This is a genomic window from Amphritea balenae (genome assembly GCF_003858655.1).
In the GTDB taxonomy this organism is placed as follows: domain Bacteria; phylum Pseudomonadota; class Gammaproteobacteria; order Pseudomonadales; family Balneatricaceae; genus Amphritea; species Amphritea balenae.
On the sequence record NZ_RQXV01000009.1, the window covers coordinates 165,600 to 183,974 of the forward strand.

General features: G+C 51.0%; 14 protein-coding genes. 6 read left to right on the forward strand and 8 right to left on the reverse strand.

What is annotated here, in order from left to right; all coding sequences use genetic code 11:
* Positions 1-42: 42 nt before the first annotated feature.
* The 3 genes from EHS89_RS15895 to EHS89_RS15905 form a co-directional block, all read right to left on the reverse strand.
* Entirely contained in the window at positions 43-840 is a 798-nt protein-coding gene (locus EHS89_RS15895; RefSeq protein ID WP_229753610.1) for an enoyl-CoA hydratase-related protein, read from the reverse strand.
* Positions 841-879: 39 nt separating this feature from the next.
* Positions 880-1,731, reverse strand: coding sequence for a 3-hydroxybutyryl-CoA dehydrogenase (locus EHS89_RS15900; protein ID WP_124927148.1), 852 nt, complete (start codon positions 1,729-1,731; stop codon positions 880-882).
* Between the two features lie 136 nt (positions 1,732-1,867).
* On the reverse strand, positions 1,868-3,961 hold the full coding sequence (locus EHS89_RS15905) for a CoA-binding protein (protein ID WP_124927149.1): 2,094 nt from the start codon (positions 3,959-3,961) through the stop codon (positions 1,868-1,870).
* A 410-nt stretch (positions 3,962-4,371) separates the two neighbouring features.
* Between EHS89_RS15905 and EHS89_RS15910 the strand changes: the two genes are divergently transcribed.
* Together EHS89_RS15910 and EHS89_RS15915 are read left to right on the forward strand one after the other, a co-directional pair.
* Positions 4,372-6,696 (forward strand): aldehyde ferredoxin oxidoreductase C-terminal domain-containing protein, encoded by a 2,325-nt coding sequence (locus tag EHS89_RS15910; protein WP_124927150.1) that lies wholly within the window; start codon positions 4,372-4,374, stop codon positions 6,694-6,696.
* Positions 6,697-6,784: 88 nt separating this feature from the next.
* Entirely contained in the window at positions 6,785-7,222 is a 438-nt protein-coding gene (locus tag EHS89_RS15915; RefSeq protein ID WP_124927151.1) for a hemerythrin domain-containing protein, read from the forward strand.
* Positions 7,223-7,729: 507 nt separating this feature from the next.
* Here EHS89_RS15915 and EHS89_RS15920 read toward each other — a convergent pair.
* The 4 genes from EHS89_RS15920 to EHS89_RS15935 all read right to left on the reverse strand — a co-directional run bounded on the left by EHS89_RS15920 (position 7,730) and on the right by EHS89_RS15935 (position 12,070).
* Entirely contained in the window at positions 7,730-8,662 is a 933-nt protein-coding gene (locus EHS89_RS15920) for a helix-turn-helix transcriptional regulator (RefSeq protein ID WP_170167523.1), read from the reverse strand.
* A 136-nt stretch (positions 8,663-8,798) separates the two neighbouring features.
* A complete protein-coding gene (pcaF, locus tag EHS89_RS15925) occupies positions 8,799-10,004 on the reverse strand; it encodes a 3-oxoadipyl-CoA thiolase (protein ID WP_124927153.1) in 1,206 nt (401 codons plus the stop codon).
* Positions 10,005-10,042: 38 nt separating this feature from the next.
* Entirely contained in the window at positions 10,043-10,861 is an 819-nt protein-coding gene (locus EHS89_RS15930; protein WP_124927154.1) for an alpha/beta fold hydrolase, read from the reverse strand.
* A 9-nt stretch (positions 10,862-10,870) separates the two neighbouring features.
* A complete protein-coding gene (locus EHS89_RS15935) occupies positions 10,871-12,070 on the reverse strand; it encodes an acyl-CoA dehydrogenase (RefSeq protein ID WP_124927155.1) in 1,200 nt (399 codons plus the stop codon).
* Between the two features lie 436 nt (positions 12,071-12,506).
* Between EHS89_RS15935 and had the strand changes: the two genes are divergently transcribed.
* The 4 genes from had (at position 12,507) to EHS89_RS15955 (ending at position 16,663) form a co-directional block, all read left to right on the forward strand.
* On the forward strand, positions 12,507-13,571 hold the full coding sequence (gene had / locus EHS89_RS15940; protein WP_124927156.1) for a 6-hydroxycyclohex-1-ene-1-carbonyl-CoA dehydrogenase: 1,065 nt from the start codon (positions 12,507-12,509) through the stop codon (positions 13,569-13,571).
* Complete coding sequence (gene oah / locus EHS89_RS15945) at positions 13,552-14,712, forward strand: 6-oxocyclohex-1-ene-1-carbonyl-CoA hydratase (protein ID WP_211340355.1); 1,161 nt, start codon at positions 13,552-13,554, stop codon at positions 14,710-14,712. Before had ends, oah begins: the two co-directional genes overlap by 20 nt.
* 347 nt (positions 14,713-15,059) lie before the next feature.
* A complete protein-coding gene (locus EHS89_RS15950) occupies positions 15,060-15,338 on the forward strand; it encodes a DUF2249 domain-containing protein (RefSeq protein WP_124927157.1) in 279 nt (92 codons plus the stop codon).
* Positions 15,339-15,385: 47 nt separating this feature from the next.
* Entirely contained in the window at positions 15,386-16,663 is a 1,278-nt protein-coding gene (locus EHS89_RS15955) for a hypothetical protein (protein ID WP_124927158.1), read from the forward strand.
* 166 nt (positions 16,664-16,829) lie between these two features.
* On the opposite strand, the gene EHS89_RS15960 is transcribed toward EHS89_RS15955, so the two are convergent.
* On the reverse strand, positions 16,830-18,371 hold the full coding sequence (locus EHS89_RS15960; protein ID WP_124927159.1) for a fatty acyl-CoA reductase: 1,542 nt from the start codon (positions 18,369-18,371) through the stop codon (positions 16,830-16,832).
* Positions 18,372-18,375 lie beyond the last annotated feature (4 nt).

An 18,375-nucleotide genomic window follows, 5' to 3' on the forward strand; every position in this document is an offset into this window, starting at 1 on the left:
TAAATACTTCGCGCTTATCTGATCGCCAAGCCATAGCCTGGATTAACCAAAGTTTGGCTTGCGGCTCTCCAGGAACGCGGCCATCCCTTCGGCACGATCAGGCGTCGAAAAGCTCAGCCCGAACAGATCACTCTCCATGATGCAGGCGTTGTCCAGATCCAGATCCTGGCCTCGTTGCACCAGTTCTTTAGTCAACTGAATCGCGGTACCGCTCTTACCCGCAATCATCGACGCCAGCTTCAAGCCCTCTTCCAACAGCTGCGGCTGCGGGTAAACATGGTTAACTAGGCCGCGCTGCATCGCTTCTTCTGCGGACATATTACGACCGGTGACCAGCAGTTCCATCGCCATCGAAGTGCCGACCAGGCGCGTCAAACGCTGGGTACCACCAAAGCCAGGGGTGACCCCCAGATTGACCTCGGGCTGACCAAACTTGGCATTATCGGACGCCAGTATAAAGTCACAACTCATCGCCAGCTCACAACCGCCGCCCAACGCATAGCCGTTGACCAGTGCCACCACGGGGATACCCAATGTCTCCAGACGGCGGAACAAATGCATACCGTGCTCGGCAAACGCCTTACCCTCGAGCGGGCTAAGGTTGCTCATGTGGGCGATATCCGCACCGGCGACAAAGGCTTTTTCACCACTGCCGGTGATCAGTAATACCCGCGCCCCCTTATCAGCGGTAACCGTCGATACAGCATTGTTCATCTCTTCAAGCGTCTGGGCATTGAGTGCGTTAAGCACTTTGGGCCGATTGATCGTCAACAGGTAAACACCATCACGGACCTGTTCTAATAAAATATTGTTGAAGGTTTCAGGATCTAACATAGTCATTGTTTACCCCTTTAACTGTATTGAACTAGCTGTATTGAATTAGCTGTATTGAAAAAATCCACGCCCGGACTTACGTCCTAAGTATCCCGCATCGACCATCTGTTTTAGCAACGGACAGGGACGGTATTTTGAATCACTGAAGCCATCATGCAGCACTTCCATGATACTCAGGCAGGTATCCAGACCGATCAGGTCGGCCAGCGCCAGCGGCCCCATCGGGTGCCCCATGCCCAGCTTCATCACAGTATCGATCTCCTCGGCACTGGCCAGGCCTTCATACAGGGTGAACACCGCTTCGTTGATCATCGGCAGTAACACACGGTTAGCCACAAAGCCCGGTGCATCCTTGACATCGACCGGCACCTTACCCAACTGTCTGGCCAGCTCGGTGACCCGGTCAAATACTTCATCATCGGTCTGCAATGCTCGAATCACTTCGACCAATTTCATCATCGGCACCGGATTCATAAAGTGCATACCGATCACCTTACCCGGCCGGCCGGTGACGGCCGCAATACGAGTGATGGAGATAGAGGAGGTATTGGTCGCCAGAATCGCCTGCGGCTGACAGACCCGGTCGAGTTCTTTAAATATAGCCTGTTTGATCGCTTCGACTTCGGTGGCAGCTTCGATAGCCATATCCACCTGCGCCAACGATTCTGTCGAGGTGCTGGTTTCAATACGCCCCAGCGCACTGGTCACTTGCTCAGCTGTGATTTTTTCCTTTGCCTGCATACGCTCAAGGCTAGCTCTGATAGTCGCCAACCCTTGATCGATCGCCTCTTGGCTCTGGTCGCACAAAGACACTTTGAGTCCCGCTACTGCACAAATCTGGGCTATACCATTGCCCATTTGACCTGCACCTACCACACCTACATGCTCAATAATCATTGCCGTCTCCACTGTTTTCAGAGTACTTTGAAACTTATAAATTCCATACTGTTATGCCCTGCACAAAAAAATGAATACACGGCGTAGCACTGCGAACGAGTCCCGGGAAAATCAGGTCCTGTTCACAGGTCTGAAACTAACTATCCAGGCCCTGAATCCGCACAGAATACAGCCGTGCCTGGGTATAACGAGCCAGCGCTTGCATCCCACGCCCGCACGAGCGGAACACGCAAACCCCTTGATCCATCAATTTTTCCACCATCGGATCGTATAGCGTACCGCCATCAACAATACCGATGATCGGCTTATCCTGTTCGGCTACCAGTTTGGGTAACAACTGCACAACGCTAGCTTCATCCTTTAGATCAAAGCCGGCACGGCTACTGCGAACCAATGTCCTCATCATCGGTGACAATGGGTCCAACCCCACCACAACCGCATCGACATTGTCAGCCTCGGCAAAAGCCTGGGTGCACTGTACGTGGGCTTCGTCATCGGCTCCGGGGTTGATATCGATAGGGTTACGTACCTCCATCAACGCATCCAACCGCTTGGCGATCAGAATATCCTCAAGCCGCTGCTGTGTTTCGGGTTTAATCGCTGCCATCTCAAGCGCGAAACGCCCGGCAACAATACTGTCAGCCATTCCGACCGTTTCAAACCCGGCACCGCTGACTCCGGCAACCCGCACCCCTGCAAGGGTTTTATCGTGCAGACAACTGGCGATGTAAAACAGGTCGTCAAACTCGGTAAAATCAGCCGCAACCATCGCCCCCGCCTGCGCTAAAATTGTCTCACAGAGCGAATAATCACCCGCAATCGATGCCGTATGCCCCAACGCGGAGGCCTGCCCTGACGCGGTGCGCCCCGCTTTATAAACCACTACCTGTTTACCCTTGCGGACGGCTCGTCGAACCGCATCGGCAAAGGCCAATCCATCCAGATCTTTAAAGCCTTCGATATACACACCGATGGTATCGATAGCATCTTGATCGACATAGTAGTTGAGCATATCACCGTGGCTGATATCGGACTGGTTACCCAACGCGGTCATATAGGCCGGATCAAGCCAAGGATTTTTGCTCAGCAGGGTCACCATAAAGGCACCACTCTGGCTGATCAGCGCCGAATGACGCTGCGCTTTCTTCTGCGGCTTAGGCAACCGCTCTCGGGGAATAAACCAAGAATCGTACTGGCCAGGATGCGACACTACCCCCAGACAGTTTCCCCCCAGGAAAACCGGGCCACCATTCTCTTTCAGGTGCGCGGCATTGATACGCTGATTCATCGCCGCGGCGGCTGCTCGGCTTGTTTCGGTCTCGCCCAGGCCGCCCGGTACAAGCATCACAGACTCGGCGATATCCAGATCGATAATTTGATCGACCAACTCAAACACCCCATCGGCAGCGATCGCCACGACAAACAAATCAAGCCTGGACTCCAATGAAGCTAAACTTTCGACACAGCGAACCCCGTCTATCTGTGACTCACCGGGGCGGATAATGGTCATCTTGTCGGCGCTATAACCGCTACCGAGTAGGTTTTTAAGGATGATACGGCCAAAGTTCATTTTGCTGGCCGAAACACCGATAATGCCGATGGACTCGGGATGCAGCAGTTTATCGATCTTTTTAATCGGTCGGGGAGCCAGTACCTTGATCGGCTGGGTAAAGCTGCAATGACCACCCATCGGTGTTAACTGGCCATCCATCGGAGCCATTGGGCTCACCTCCAGCCGTTCGAGGACAAAAGGCGCTAGCGCATTATCGGGGGAGAAATGATTGGCGACCTCGATCATCACGGCAAACTGATCCATCAATAGCTGATCTGATACCGCACCTGCTAGCTGAGTGTAAGCCAGGCTCCGTTTAAACAGCGCAAAGAAATCGTCCACCGATGTCAGCGCGGTAGAGGCATGGACGATAGCCTCCCCCTTAGCAAAGCGCTGGGCAAACTCGGCTTGTGCGGCCCCCTCCAGTCCGACACTCAGTACCATGCCAAATTCGCGTGTATAAGCGATATTCATCGACAGGTTGTGATTCAACGTCACCCCCGATGACGGTCCGACCGCTGCCAGCAAACCAAACCCCAACGCCGAAACCAGCTCAGAAAGCTCATTTTGACTAAGTGTATATCGCTGTTCAGAGGCCGCTTTTTGAAGCAGTAATACGGTCTTTTGCAGGTCGATAGCGGTATTCGTTTTCGCTACTGCCGATGTTGTTTTTATCATTATTTATTTCCGTTAATTGGTCCGAATAAGGAGAAAGTCCTTCCCTCCTATCAAGAGCATGTAAAGCGCAGTATTGTTCATCAAGCACATAAAAAAGCTTTAGAAAATTACCACACATATCCAAAAACAGTACGTTATATGATATATAGTGCATCATCGTGATTCATCAGAGCAAACGGCTTTCACCTCATTATTCCGGTAGGCGGAACGAAACGGCCATTATGCGCAACCAGCCAAACCGCCATTCAGAGCACTAAATCCGGTGATATACAAGGTGAGTCGTAACCCTGGAGCAACAAAAGCCAAGGAATTAGTTGGAATTAGAATAGTTTGATATCAAATTGTTTGTTGATATAGTCAAATTACATAACAACGCAGGGTTGAATTAAAGAGCGAGGTTCAGAACCAGCATGGATATCAAACAACGGGTTGAGCGACTACTAAGCCGCATGCACGACACTCCCCAATACCCTACCCAGGGCAAAGTGCTGTTTGTCGACTTAGAAAACCGTAGCTCGCAAAGCGGCTACCTACCCAAGGACGTGGTATCCACTTTTCTAGCGGGGCGTGGCGGCAATATGTTCCTGCTGTATAACCTGCTACAAGAAGACAAAGATGCACTGGATCCAGAAGTGCCATTGATTTTCGGTACCGGCATTCTCACCAGCAACATGCCAGCAGGTACCCGCGGCAATGTCACCAGCCGTTCACCCGAGAGCCACGCGATCCTCGACAGCAACGCAGGTGACTACTTCCCCACTTTCCTCAAACGCAACGGTTACGATCACCTGGTGCTGTTTGGCCGCAACCCACAATGGACATTGTTAAACATCCGGCAAGATAAGCTCGAGTTCATTGACGCGACCCCCTACCTGGGTATGGACAATTTGGAGCTGACGGAAACCATACAGCGTGATTTCGACTGTACCGAGCAAAAAGATATGGCGATGGCACGGATCACCTCTGCAGGTGAAAACCAGGTTCTGTGTAGCGGTATCATGGGGGGGATCAAGGCGATCTGGGCTCGCGGTGGTGCCGGCGCCAAGATGGGATCGCTCAACCTCAAAGCGGTGATGATCCAGGGCAAGCTACCGACCTTTGAACTGTCCAAAGAGTTTAAAATTCAAAACAAAGATATCGGTAAGAAGATCCTCAGCACCAGCGTGATCCAGAACGCGCTGAAAACAGTGGGGACGCCCTTCCTCTACAAGCCCAGCCGGGTACTCGGCGCGATGGGAACCAAGAACAACCAGGAAACAACCTGGCATGACACCCTCGACGCCGACAATTTCGACCCCTACCGCCCTGGCATGAGCCGCTGCTATCAATGCCCGGTTCGCTGTCGTGCCGACAATGACATGCTGCCCGGTGGCAAAGGCGGCTGGGGTGCCAGCGCACTAACCGGAATCGCCGGCAATGCCAGTTACGACAAACAGCAGAGCGAGCTCGACCATCACAAGCTGCGAACCTACAACGGTATCAACGAGGACGGTGTTTTCGATAAGTACGATAAGGGCGAAGGCCCCGAGTACATCATCGTCGGCAAATTCGGCCCCAATATCGGTATCAAAAGCCCCGAACAGGTACTGCGCCTGAACAATATTCTTAACGACCTGGCACTCGATGCCTCCAGCGCAGGTGCGTCAATCGCCTGGGCGATGGAGCTTTACCAACGCGGCATTATCGATCAGAGCGACACCGGCGGCCTGGATCTAACCTGGGGTAACTACCCGGTGGTGGAACAGCTACTGTTTATGACCGTTAAGCGTGAAGGTTTCGGTAACGTTATTGCCGACTCGGCCAGAGCGGTCGAAAACGGTCATTACCCCGAAGAAGCCCTGCAATATCGAATGGCTGTTAAAGGCTTGTTCCAATCCGACCCACACGATTCACGGATACTCAAAGCGTTTGCGCTAGGACTGGCCGTCGCCACTCGCGGAATGGATCACCTGCGTAACCGCGTCACCCTGGAGATCAACGCCCGCATCAACGATGACGCAAAGTTCAAGACCGAGCTTTACGGCGGCGTGGTAGCTCCTGAGCCCAACGGCTACCAGGGCAAGGAATATGCGGTACGGCGCTGCGAGGATACCTACGCGGTCGGCGACTCGATCGGTATGTGCCGCTTCAACACCAAGCTGTTCAACTCGCCATCGCTACCCGATCTGACCGATTTCTCCGATCACCTGAACGAGATGACCGGACTCGGTCTCAACGTAGAATCACTGTACGAGAGCGGTCGCAGCATCACCGGATTGGAGCGGATGCTCAATTTCCGCCTCGGCCTGCGCGGTAAAGATGACACCCTGCCACCGCGTTGGTTCGATGAGCCGATCAACGTCGGTCCGTTCAAGGGTGAGAAGATCGACCGCGACGAGTTCGAAGCCATGAAGTCTCGCTTCTACAGCATCACCGGGCTCAACGCCGAGGGCACCCCTGCGCTGGACTGGCACCACAAACTCTCCAGCCTGGCCACCGGTTATGCGATCAAGGTCGACCTGTCCGAGGCGATGCCCGGTGCACCTGAGCAGGCGCTGATCATCGACGAGCCGATCAACAGCATCAGTCAACTGCGCCAGGCGCTACTGCGCAAACTACCCGAGGCGTCTGAGCAGTTGAGTAACGACACCATCAACATCGCCATCAACGGCGACATGGTATTGTCGGGCGAACAAACAACACCGGTTCCCAACGGTAGTGAAGTGACCCTAGTACCGATCATCGCCGGCGGTTGATAGTCATAACGGTGCTCGAACCGAGCTGTAACAGGCCGGTTCAAGCACTATTCAGTATTGGTTTTCTATTTCTTTATGAGGAGATCCTATGAATAGCATTTTAGATTTTATGACACAGAAGCATCGTGACTGCGACGATGCCTTTGCCGCCGCCGAAGAGGCGGTATCCCTATCCGAGTGGCAGACAGCCGAACCACACTGGCAACAGTTTAACCAGGCATTAGAGCAGCACTTACAGATGGAGGAACTGGTACTGTTTCCTGAGTACGAACAGGTTACCGGCGACCAGAACGGCCCTACCAGCATGATGCGGATGGAGCACCAGCAGATGCGTGCGCTGGTTCATCAAATGGCTTCGGCTTTAGCAGCGCAAGAGGATGAGGAGTTTCTGGGATTATCAGAAACGATGATGGTACTAATGCAGCAACACAATATGAAAGAGGAGCAGATGCTCTACCCGATGGCGGACCAGGCGATCGAGTCGGGTAATACCATTATCGATTCGATGCAACAGATACAGGCATAGTGAAACCGACTGTCGATATCAGGTCGTTGGCTGGAGCTTTCAACAGATGGCCCGGGGGCCAACGGTAATATCTGCCTACTTCGATAACTACTGTTATCCATAGTGGATCAATGGTTGGTTGGCGGCTGCTGTTCACCAGGCCAGTGATTATTATCGGCTGGTTATTGATCGTCGTTCCAATGCTGATACCGATGGCCTTTGAAGTAGCTAGCCGGCTGTCTGAGTGAAAACGAAAATCTTAGGCGCAAGCCCTATCAAGCCGATGCTTAAACTGAATTACAAAGTCTATTCTGGCTGATCGCTACTGTTCTTAGAACGGAACATTCGAACTGCTCGGCGTAATGACACAGCCTATTATATTATTACGAGATCACTATCGTCAGTGCTACACAGATGAGAAACCGGTGGAGAGGTATTAGCACGTAGCGCGAACACCTACTCCGAGGTTATAAAATGACTAAATCGATTTTTCGTGAAGAATGGTGGGAAATATTCTGGTAAGCAATATCAAGAGCTGGCCTGTATTGGCTGAGCCGGGGTGCACTTGTTAATTATCTCCGCCGCACACTCATCAACACTGCGACCGGAGGTGTCCAATAAGGTATTCGCCTCACGATAATAAGGCTCACGTTCGGTAAGTATCAATTTCAGATCATCCATCGCCTTCTGGCTGGCAGCCATGGGACGTAAATCGCCCTGAGCCATCACCCGGCTCATATGCTCTTCGGGCTGCGCCTTCACCCAAACGGTATAAAAATGATTTAATACGTAGCCGTAGGTGTCTTTTTCAGATACTAAACTGCCACCAATTTCTAGCACGACCCGGTCGTAGTGCTCGCGAACATAATCGATGGCCTGCCTTTCCAGCTTGCGGTAAGCTTTCTGGCCAAACAGTGTCAACAGCTCTTGCAGATCAAACCCACCCAATTGCTCGATCACATCACTGAGTCGAATGAAAGGAATACCGAGACCACTTGCCAACAACTGGCCCAAGGTGCTTTTGCCTGCACCACGCAAACCAATAAGAGCGATCCCCCTATCCTGTATTTGGCTATCAATCTCTTTATCCACCGAAAAGGTCTGCTGCAACAGATCGTAGGCTTGTTGGTGCTGCTCCGGCGACAGACCGTCGAGTAATTTTAACACCGGGTCTGGTCTGTTATAGGTAAGACTACTGTAGGGCAAGATATCGCTAAGGCCGACATTCATCGCCTCAGCGATCCGCCACAACAACGACACCGACATATTGGCTTTACCGGTTTCCACCTGAGCAAGATAACGCTCAGATATGCCAGAGTGTTGCGACAACACCTTTCGGGTCATCCCTCGTTGTGCTCGCTGCCCCCTGACAAGCTTGGCAATCTGTTGCACATAAGCCGCCAGAGCTTCCTGGCTATTTTGATTACTCTCTAACGGCAATGTTGATTCACGCTGGTCCATGTTCCCCTCCATAATGCGTAGCTCTATATAGTTTACTCATTGTCTTGAGAATGATCTATAGTTCCGATTTTAAATCTATTACTTTTTGGACAAGATCTATCGACGAGAGGCTACAAAGGGAACGCCAGCCCTGTCGTTACAGCCGTTCTATGATCATTGCGACCCCCTGGCCAACGCCAACACACATGGTACATAGTGCATAACGCCCGCCACTTCTTTGCAATTGATACATCGCAGTTGTGATTAACCGGGCGCCACTCATTCCCAATGGGTGACCTAAAGCGATAGCGCCGCCCAACGGGTTAACCCTGGCATCATCATCAGCCAGGCCAAGATTACGTATGACCGATAGTGCCTGGGCAGCAAAGGCTTCGTTGAGCTCAATCAAATCCATCTGATCCAACTCCAGTCCACTCATCGCCAGCACTTTGTGCACCGCCGGTACCGGACCAAATCCCATCACCCGGGGGTCGACACCGGCACTGGCACTGGCCACTACACGCGCACGAGGCGTCAATTGATGCTGCTTAAGACCCGCCTCGGAGGACAACAACAGTGCGCAGGCACCGTCATTCACGCCTGAGGCATTACCCGCCGTAACCGAGCCGGAGGCTGACACCACTCCCTTAAGTTTGGCCAGCGATTCCAGCGTAACCTGCGGGCGCAAATGTTCGTCATGCCCGACCACCACAGGATCACCTTTACGCTGGGGGATGTTAACCGGCACGATCTCGTCAGCATATAACCCCGCCGCCTGTGCTTTGGCTGCGCTATGCTGGCTGCGTAAAGCAAACACATCCTGGTCATGCCGAGCGATTGAAAACTCGTTAGCCAGATTTTCCGCCGTCTCAGGCATTGAATCGACCCCGTAGAGCGACTTTATCGACGGATTAATAAAACGCCAACCAATAGTGGTGTCGTAGATCTCTGCTTGACGGGAAAAAGCTCCTTGAGCCTTAGGCATCACGAACGGAGCACGCGACATCGACTCAACCCCGCCCGCAATCATCAGCTGCGCTTCACCGGCTTTGATCGAACGTGATGCCATCGACACCGCATCCATCCCCGAGCCGCAGAGCCGATTAAGTGTCACCCCAGCAACCGTTGTAGGCAAACCAGCAAGCAACCCCACCATCCGCCCAACGTTACGATTATCCTCGCCAGCCTGATTAGCGCAGCCGTACACCAGATCATCCACCATCTGCCAATCAACCTGATGATTTCGCTGCATTAGTGCCTTGATCGGTATCGCTCCCAGGTCATCTGTACGCACCGACGCCAAGCTACCACCATAACGGCCAATCGGAGTGCGTATCGCATCACAGATATAAGCATCTTGCATGACTTGCTCCTGCTTCCTTAAACATCTTTATCATCGATTTATTGACGACAGGTTGGGATAAAATCAACCAGCGCTTGCTGGCTGAGTTTCGGTTGATCTCGAAACGGCGAATGACCGCATCGCTCAAGTAGGACAGTACTGACTGGTCCTGCTATTTGAGACGCAATCGCCTGTAGTTGCAGCTCAGTACCGTATTGATCGTCCTGCCCCTGTATCAACAGCGTGGGGACGGAGATCTGTGATAGATATTTTTCGATATTCCAATCGACGAACGCCGGCGCCAGCCAGGCATCATTCCAGCCCCAAAAGGCGCAGTCGACATTTTCATCGTGGTAGCGTTTCAAGCGCTGGCGCAGATCTGTTTCGGTATAGAGCACCTTGCTGTTAGCGATACTCTCCAGCGACAACGGTTCGACAAACACATGCGGAGCCATTAAAACCAAGCCCTTTATCCGCGGATCGGTGACACCGCCCGCATGGATCAGCGCAATCGAACTACCGTCGCTGTGCCCGACTAACACGGCATTACGTACCCCCGCGGCATCCAACAGGGCAGGCAACACCTTCAGCCCCTCATCGTGCATGTAGCTCAGAGGTCTGGGTAGATCCACCGGATCGGACGCACCATAGCCTGCACGGCTATAGACCAGCACCCCACACCCAGTCGCTCTGGCCACCTGCTCAGGAAAATCCTGCCATAGCGCTACACAGCCCAACCCTTCATGCAGAAATACCAGCGTCAGGGCAGCTTCAGGCTTGGGCCCCAGCCATACGTATTCCAACCGCTTTCCGCCGACCGGGTAAAACCCGGTCGAGCTATTCAGCGGTATGGATTCAGCGTCGAAAATCTTAGTCATGCTACGGCATTATACAGAAAACGCCTGCAAACCTGTCTGGGCACGCCCTAAGATCAACGCATGGACATCGTGAGCACCTTCATAAGTATTGACCGCCTCGAGATTCATCACATGACGGATCACATGAAACTCGTCAGCGATACCGTTGCCGCCATGCATATCACGCGCGACACGGGCGATATCCAACGACTTGCCACAAGAATTACGCTTGATAAGCGAGATCAATTCGGGCGCACACTGACCCTGATCCATCAACCGGCCAGCCTGCAAACACCCCTGTAAACCTAAGCTGATTTCGGTTTGCATATCAGCCAGCTTCTTCTGGATCAGCTGAGTGGCCGCTAAAGGCCGGCCAAACTGCTGACGATCCAAGGTATATTGACGTGCGGCTTGCCAGCAGAACTCAGCCGCTCCCAACGCACCCCAGGCAATACCGAAGCGTGCTTTATTGAGACAACCAAAGGGTCCCGACAGACCCGAAGCATTCGGTAGCAGATTTTCTTCAGGTACAGCCACGTCCTCCATCACAATCTCGCCGGTAATCGACGCCCGCAGAGAAAATTTACCCTCGATCTTAGGAGCACTCAGCCCCTTCATCCCCTTCTCTAGAATAAAGCCGCGAATCACGCCATCAAGCTTGGCCCAGACCACAAAAATATCGGCAATCGGCGAATTGGTGATCCACATCTTGGTACCTTTAAGCAGATAACCATCGTCAGTCTTGATAGCACGGGTTTTCATGCTGGCTGGATCCGACCCCGCATCGGGCTCAGTCAAGCCAAAACAGCCGACCCATTCACCGGTTGCCAGCTTCGGCAGATAACGCTGTCGCTGTTCCTCAGAACCGTAGGCGTAGATAGGGTGCATCACCAGCGACGACTGTACGCTCATCGCCGAACGATAACCGCTATCTACCCGCTCAACCTCACGCGCAACCAGACCGTAACTGACATGGTTCACATTGGAGCAACCGTACTCTTCCGGCAGGGTGGGACCAAGAAGCCCCAGCTCACCCATCTCCTCAAGAATCTCTCGATCAAAACGCTCATGACGATTGGCCTCAAGAACCCTGGGCATCAATCTTGATTGACAATACTCATAGGAAGCATCACGAATCATTCGCTCCTCTTCAGTAAGCTGATCATCAAGCAGAAAGGGATCTTGCCAGTTGAAAGCTGCTTTTTTGTTTAGCGTAGGTGTGGTGGTCATTGTTATTTTTCTCCTGCGACTTGATCCAATTCAACACTCGCTCTGGTGAGCATCGATAAAAAGTAGAGGGTTAGAATCATAGAGCAGGAACAAAAACAGCTCAACAAAATAAGAACTATAGTTCATAGTAACTCAAAAACTGCGCTATCAAACAAAGCCCCAGCCTGTTTCATTAGCATGTCTCAAAAAAACCCAACATATCAATATATTCAACAAGTTAAACTCATATCACAGCGATTAATCGTAATCATACAAACCATTCCACCAGACGGAATGAGCAGCTATCAACAACTATAACCGCATCAAAAAAATGTTGACGTCTGCGTTAACATTAGAATAGCATGCACTAAAGTTCACATTACTTAACTTCACTAACAGCCCTGTCTGGCTCAGTGATTAATAACTTCAATACAGTATCAACAAGGGGCATATAAAGATGAGCACAGCCTACCGATGGATGATGACCGAGGTCGGAAAGCCTTTTGAAAAAGTTCACTTTGAACTCGAACCACCCCCTTCTGGCGAAGTCTGCGTGGAAGTCGCCGGGTGTGGTGTCTGTCACACCGATCTGGGATTTCTTTACGACGGTGTTAAAACCAATAGCGAGCTACCATTGACACTCGGCCATGAGATCAGCGGTCGGGTTATCGCCGCTGGTGCCGGCTGTGAAGCCTCACTCGGCAAAGCAGTCATTATTCCCGCCGTACTACCCTGCTACGAGTGTGATCTATGCAAACGCGGCCTACACAATATCTGTCGCAGCCAGAAGATGCCCGGTAACGATATTCAAGGCGGCTTCGCCAGCCACATTACCGTACCCGGCCACTGCCTATGCGAAGTTGATGAAGCCAAATTAGACACCGCAGGACTGGAGCTGGCCGATGTATCGGTCGTTGCAGACGCAGTCACGACGCCGTTCCAGGCCGCTGCCCAGGCTGATGTTCAACCGGGCGATCTGGCGATCGTCATCGGTGTTGGTGGTGTCGGTGGTTACGCGGTGCAGATTGCTAACGCGATGGGCGCTACGGTTATCGCCATCGACGTGGACAGCGCCAAGCTGGAAAGCTATCGAGATTTCGGTGCCGCACTGACCCTCAATGCGACTGAATACGATACCCGCTCGCTGAAAAAAGCGGTGCAAGCTTTCGTAAAAGAAAACAACCTGCGCTCCACCGAATGGAAGATCTTCGAGTGCTCCGGTTCCGCCCCCGGCCAAGCCACCGCGTTTAGCCTGCTGACATTCGGCGCCACTATCGCCGTGGTTGGTTTCACCATGGCCAAACAGGAGTTCCGCCTGTCTAACCTGATGGCGTTCCACGCCAAGGCTCAAGGCAACTGGGGCTGCGCACCGACTTACTACCCTGCCACGTTGCAGATGGTGCTCGATGGCAAGATCGCCATGAAACCCTTTACCCAGCAATACCCGATGAACGACATCAACCAAATTTTCGCCGACGCGCACGCTCATAAGCTGACCGCTCGTGCCATTCTTGTACCTTGAGGGAAGAACAATGAAAGCTAGCACCAACGATATCGTCCAGGAAACCGCACCTAAGCAGCTCAACGATCACAATCTGGTACCCGAGCAGATCGTACCCGGCGTACTGTATGAAAAACGCCCAGCCAAGCGACTCGATGGCAGCATCGCCGAAGGGGTCTACAACGCCTGGATCACGCTGGACAACCCGAAGCAGTTCAACTCCTACACCACCGATATGACTAAGGGGCTGATACTGGCCTTCCGTGCCGCGTCTAACTCGCGCGATGTCAACGCGGTTATCTTTACCGCAGTAGGCGACAAAGCCTTCTGTACCGGTGGCAACACCAAGGAATACGCCGAGTACTACGCCGGCAACCCACAAGAGTACCGCCAATATATGCGCCTGTTTAACGACATGGTATCGGCCATTCTTGGTTGTGATAAGCCTGTCATCTGCCGCGTCAACGGCATGCGCATCGGTGGTGGCCAGGAGATCGGCATGGCGGCAGACTTTACCGTGGCCCAGGATCTGGCCAACTTCGGTCAAGCCGGTCCCAAACATGGTTCAGCCGCGATTGGCGGTGCTACTGACTTCCTACCGGTGATGATCGGCTGCGAACAAGCGATGGTATCCGGCACCCTGTGCGAACCGTTCTCGGCCCACAAAGCCAACCGCCTGGGCATCTGCTGCGAAATCGTTCCGGCATTGAAAGTCGACGGCAAGTTTATCCCCAATCCTACCGTCGTGACAGATACATATCTGGATGAGTTCGGCCGCGTAGTACATGGTGAATTTAAAACCGGCGACGCTTTCAAAACCGGTAAAGATCTGATCAAGCAGGGAGAGATCGATCTATCACTGCTCGATGAGCGTGTTGAAGCATTAGCCAGCAAACTATTAGAAACCTTCCCTGAGTGCATGACTAAGTCGTTGGAAGAGCTGCGCAAGCCCAAGTTAAATGCCTGGAACGCCAACAAAGAGAATAGCCGCGCCTGGTTGGCGCTTAACATGATGAATGAAGCCCGCACCGGTTTCCGTGCCTTCAACGAAGGTAACCGTGAAGTTGGCCGTGAGATCGATTTTGTTGCGCTTCGCCAGGCGCTGGCTCAGGGCGCACCATGGACGCCCGAACTGATCGAAGATCTTATCCCTAAAGCCTAAAATCAAAACTCAAACCGTCGGCCCTTAGCATGAGGGCCGACATTTAAATCACAGATTCACTAATTACTATTTTCTGCCAGCTAATAATTTGAAGACAAGCATTTAATTAATGAACCTTTGTATCCGTTATTTTCAAGTTTTTAACACTATTGTTTTCTCTACGGGCTCAGAGTGGTCTGAGGTGTCAGGCCTTGTTCGCTCCTTCCCTAACGAAGAGTAAAAGCCTTTTTCCTGCATTCGAGCAAATGAATAGTAATGCCGGTGGGCTCTATCCTATGACGCAACAGATGTTGCCTGATACTGCTGCTGTCATCAGCATTATGAACCACTTGTAAGGAATTCAGTCTATGCCGCAGTTGATACATTTGGATGTTAGTGAACTTGAAGCACCCGAACCGATGTCAGTGATCCTGAGAGAATTACATCAACTTAAATCAGATACTGCATTAAGGATCCGTCACCGCAAACGCCCACTACCTCTATACAGTTTATTGCAGGAAATGGGCTTTACATATCATTGCGTGGAATTTGATCTCTGTGAGTTTGCCATCTATATCTGGCCCAAAAATGATCACTTGCTGGGTGAATTTTGCCATCAATCGGCTAAGCAGGAGCAGGCATCATGAATACTTCAGGACTGTCACTGGAAAGCATACCTGAGCTAAAAATTCCTATGGGTTTCTTTCTCACCGCCCCCTGGTTCGGTATATTGGCAGCCCTGCTCTTGCTGTTCAATCCAGAGATAATGAACTCTCGGTGGCATCCGGCAATGCTGGCTATGGTACACCTGCTGACCCTTGGTTTCGGTGCCATGATAATGGTTGGTGCAATGATACAGATCCTTCCTGTCGTCAGCAGCCAACCTGTTCCTGCAGCAGCAGCTTTATCTCCCTGGATAAGAGCAGGGCTTATTTCAGGAACCCTGTGTCTCGCCCTAGGTTTCCTGTTTATGCAGAAAATTTCCTACTATATAGCGTTGCCTCTACTGGTTGGAGCCTTCCTGTTGTTTCTGAGTGCAGTGGGAGTGGCGCTGGTGCGCGTTCAAAAAGGCAGTGACTCGGTATTCTGTTTACGCCTGGCAGCCCTGTGCCTGTTGATCACAGTGGTATTCGGGTGCCTGCAACTTTCTACCTATCTGGAACTGAGTTGGGTCGGCTACTCTTTTGAACGTACCAACAACCATGTATTACTGGGTCTACTCGGTTGGGGCATGCTACTAATCATGGGTGTCAGCTTTCAGGTCATCCCTATGTTTCATGTCGCTCCGGCATTTCCCCACTGGCTTAGCCGGGGGAACTCTACTTTTCTGGCGCTGGCATTAATGACTAGTGTAATTGCCAGTGGCTCAATAGCAGATAGTGCGTTACTTGTTTTGACACTGACCCTTAGCATTTATGGCGCTTATTCTCTTTACTTAATTTATCGGCGAAAACGTAAGCTGGTGGACTATACGATTCGCTTTTGGCAGCTTGCTTTTACAAATCTCATTTTATTGTGTCTTTTATTTTTTTTGCATCAAATGGGTTTTCAAATATTAAATGAGGTAGGCCAGTTCCACCTGTTGCTAGGCTTCGGATTTGGTTTGGGGTTTGTCATATCAGTTATGTTAGGGATGCTGCAAAAGATCACCCCTTTCCTGATGTTTCTGCATCTGCAAAGAGCCTGCATTCACGATCCCGGTGCTTTTATGAAACTACCTAATATGAAGCAGTTGCTGCCGGTTTCGGATTCGAAATGGCAGTTTCAATTGTATAGTTCCGCACTGGTAACTCTCTATTTATCTTTCTTTGGTGGAGAGTTACAACATCCATTGCTGTTTGTAGCGGCGGTACTCTTCTTACTCAGCTTTACATGGCTGTTAAAAACGCTTTGGCAGGCTAATCGTCGTTACTCTGAAAGTCTGCCATTGACGCCTGATCAGCCGCTTGCAGGCAAAGAAACCTGCGAATAAGCTCCAAGCTTTCTCAAAGGGCGGGCTGGCGTTTAGGACATTAAACGTTACTAACGCGCTAAACCTATTTCAGGGTAAAACATATCAGATTAAAGGCAGCGTAATTCCTGAGTAAACTCAGTGTATTAGCTGCAATTTAAATAAGGCCGCTATTGCGGCCTTTTTGTTACGCTACTTTATAGGTTGCCTGGGGTTCCTGAACTGAAACCACCGAGCTTTTAGATATTTTTTTCTTCAAACCATAGCGATGCAGCCCTGGCAGATGAACCTTTTTAATATAATGATGCCACTGATAGCTATCAGCTCTCACGGTAAACAGCTCTCGCTCCTGGGGCGATAGATAAGTGCACAACTGTTCCAGCTTGCTGCTGTCAAAGCGATATTTGGGCGCAGCATAAAATCCGTAAATTATTGCCATTTCTGTGGTGGTAGCCAGTTTACGCAGCACAGAGTTTCTCACCTTAATACCCAACAAGTTTGCTACCGACATTTTTAAATTCGACATCTTTGTCAGCAGGTCCATATAAAACCGCAGATTCTGGACTGAGACAATATGAAATTTTGCTGGTCGTTTAGGGAACAACTTAGGATACTGATGATAGTTTTCTTTAGCTTCTTCATGCATTAACTGAACAAAACCAGACAGTTTCAGTGGATTTGTTTTACCACTACAACACTGATACACACGTACGCCTTTGGCTATTGAAGCGGACTCCGCTAATGCCAGCACTGTCGCGTTAGCAACCAGATCGACCGGAATAATATCCAGAATCCCATCCTTTTTCCCCGGGAATACAGATAAACGGCTCTTACCGTAGGCATAAATCATGGCGTCTGCGACCTTAATACCTTCGATCCAGCCGGGTCTGGGAAAATGAACTGCACTCTCAATAATGGAAGGCCGCATTATTGTTATGTTTTGCTGTTGCAGGTCTTGTAACAGGACCTGTTCACCCAGCCATTTAGTAAAGGTGTAGGTATCGTTCCAGCCATATTGCCGGGCAATCCCGATGCCAAGATCCGTGAGACGGTTGCGCTCGTCACGTTTATCCAGACCCATACCTTTGATCTGCTTAATTTTATCGGCCATCTCATCGAGCAGGCCCGAGATTTGATAAGTATTTTCAGATAAAGGCGTTAACAGGCCTGATACAGGGCTATGAATTTCCTCACGAATGACACCCTCTTGGTAGCCATTAACATAGCAGGTAGATATATGTACCACTGGCAGAGAGGAGCCCTTTTTACCCCCCTCTCTGGCCAGCGCAGAAATGTTATGCAAACTCAGCGTATTAATGCTTAAGGCCTGATCTAGAGGTTCACGAAAATTGACACTGGCCGCTGAGTTTATGATCAGATCTATTGAACTTGCCAGATCAGAAAACGTCTCATCACACAAACCAAAATAATCATCACACAGAGAACCGTCGACAGGGATTAGTTTCTCGCTGATAAATGATTCAAATTGATTGCCTAATTGAGATTTTAAGGTATCAAACAGCTCTGTTTCCAACATATCCTTATAAAAACGTGTTGTAACATCAGCTGATTTCGTACCTCGAATCAGAACACGAATAGAGCCTACTTCAGGAACTTCCCGGAGAAGTTTTTCTATAGTCACTTTTCCCAGAAAACCAGTCGCACCGGTCACGAACAGGTGCTTACCGCGCAGAGAATTAAATACAGAAAATGAATGTGTATGGTTCATTCCA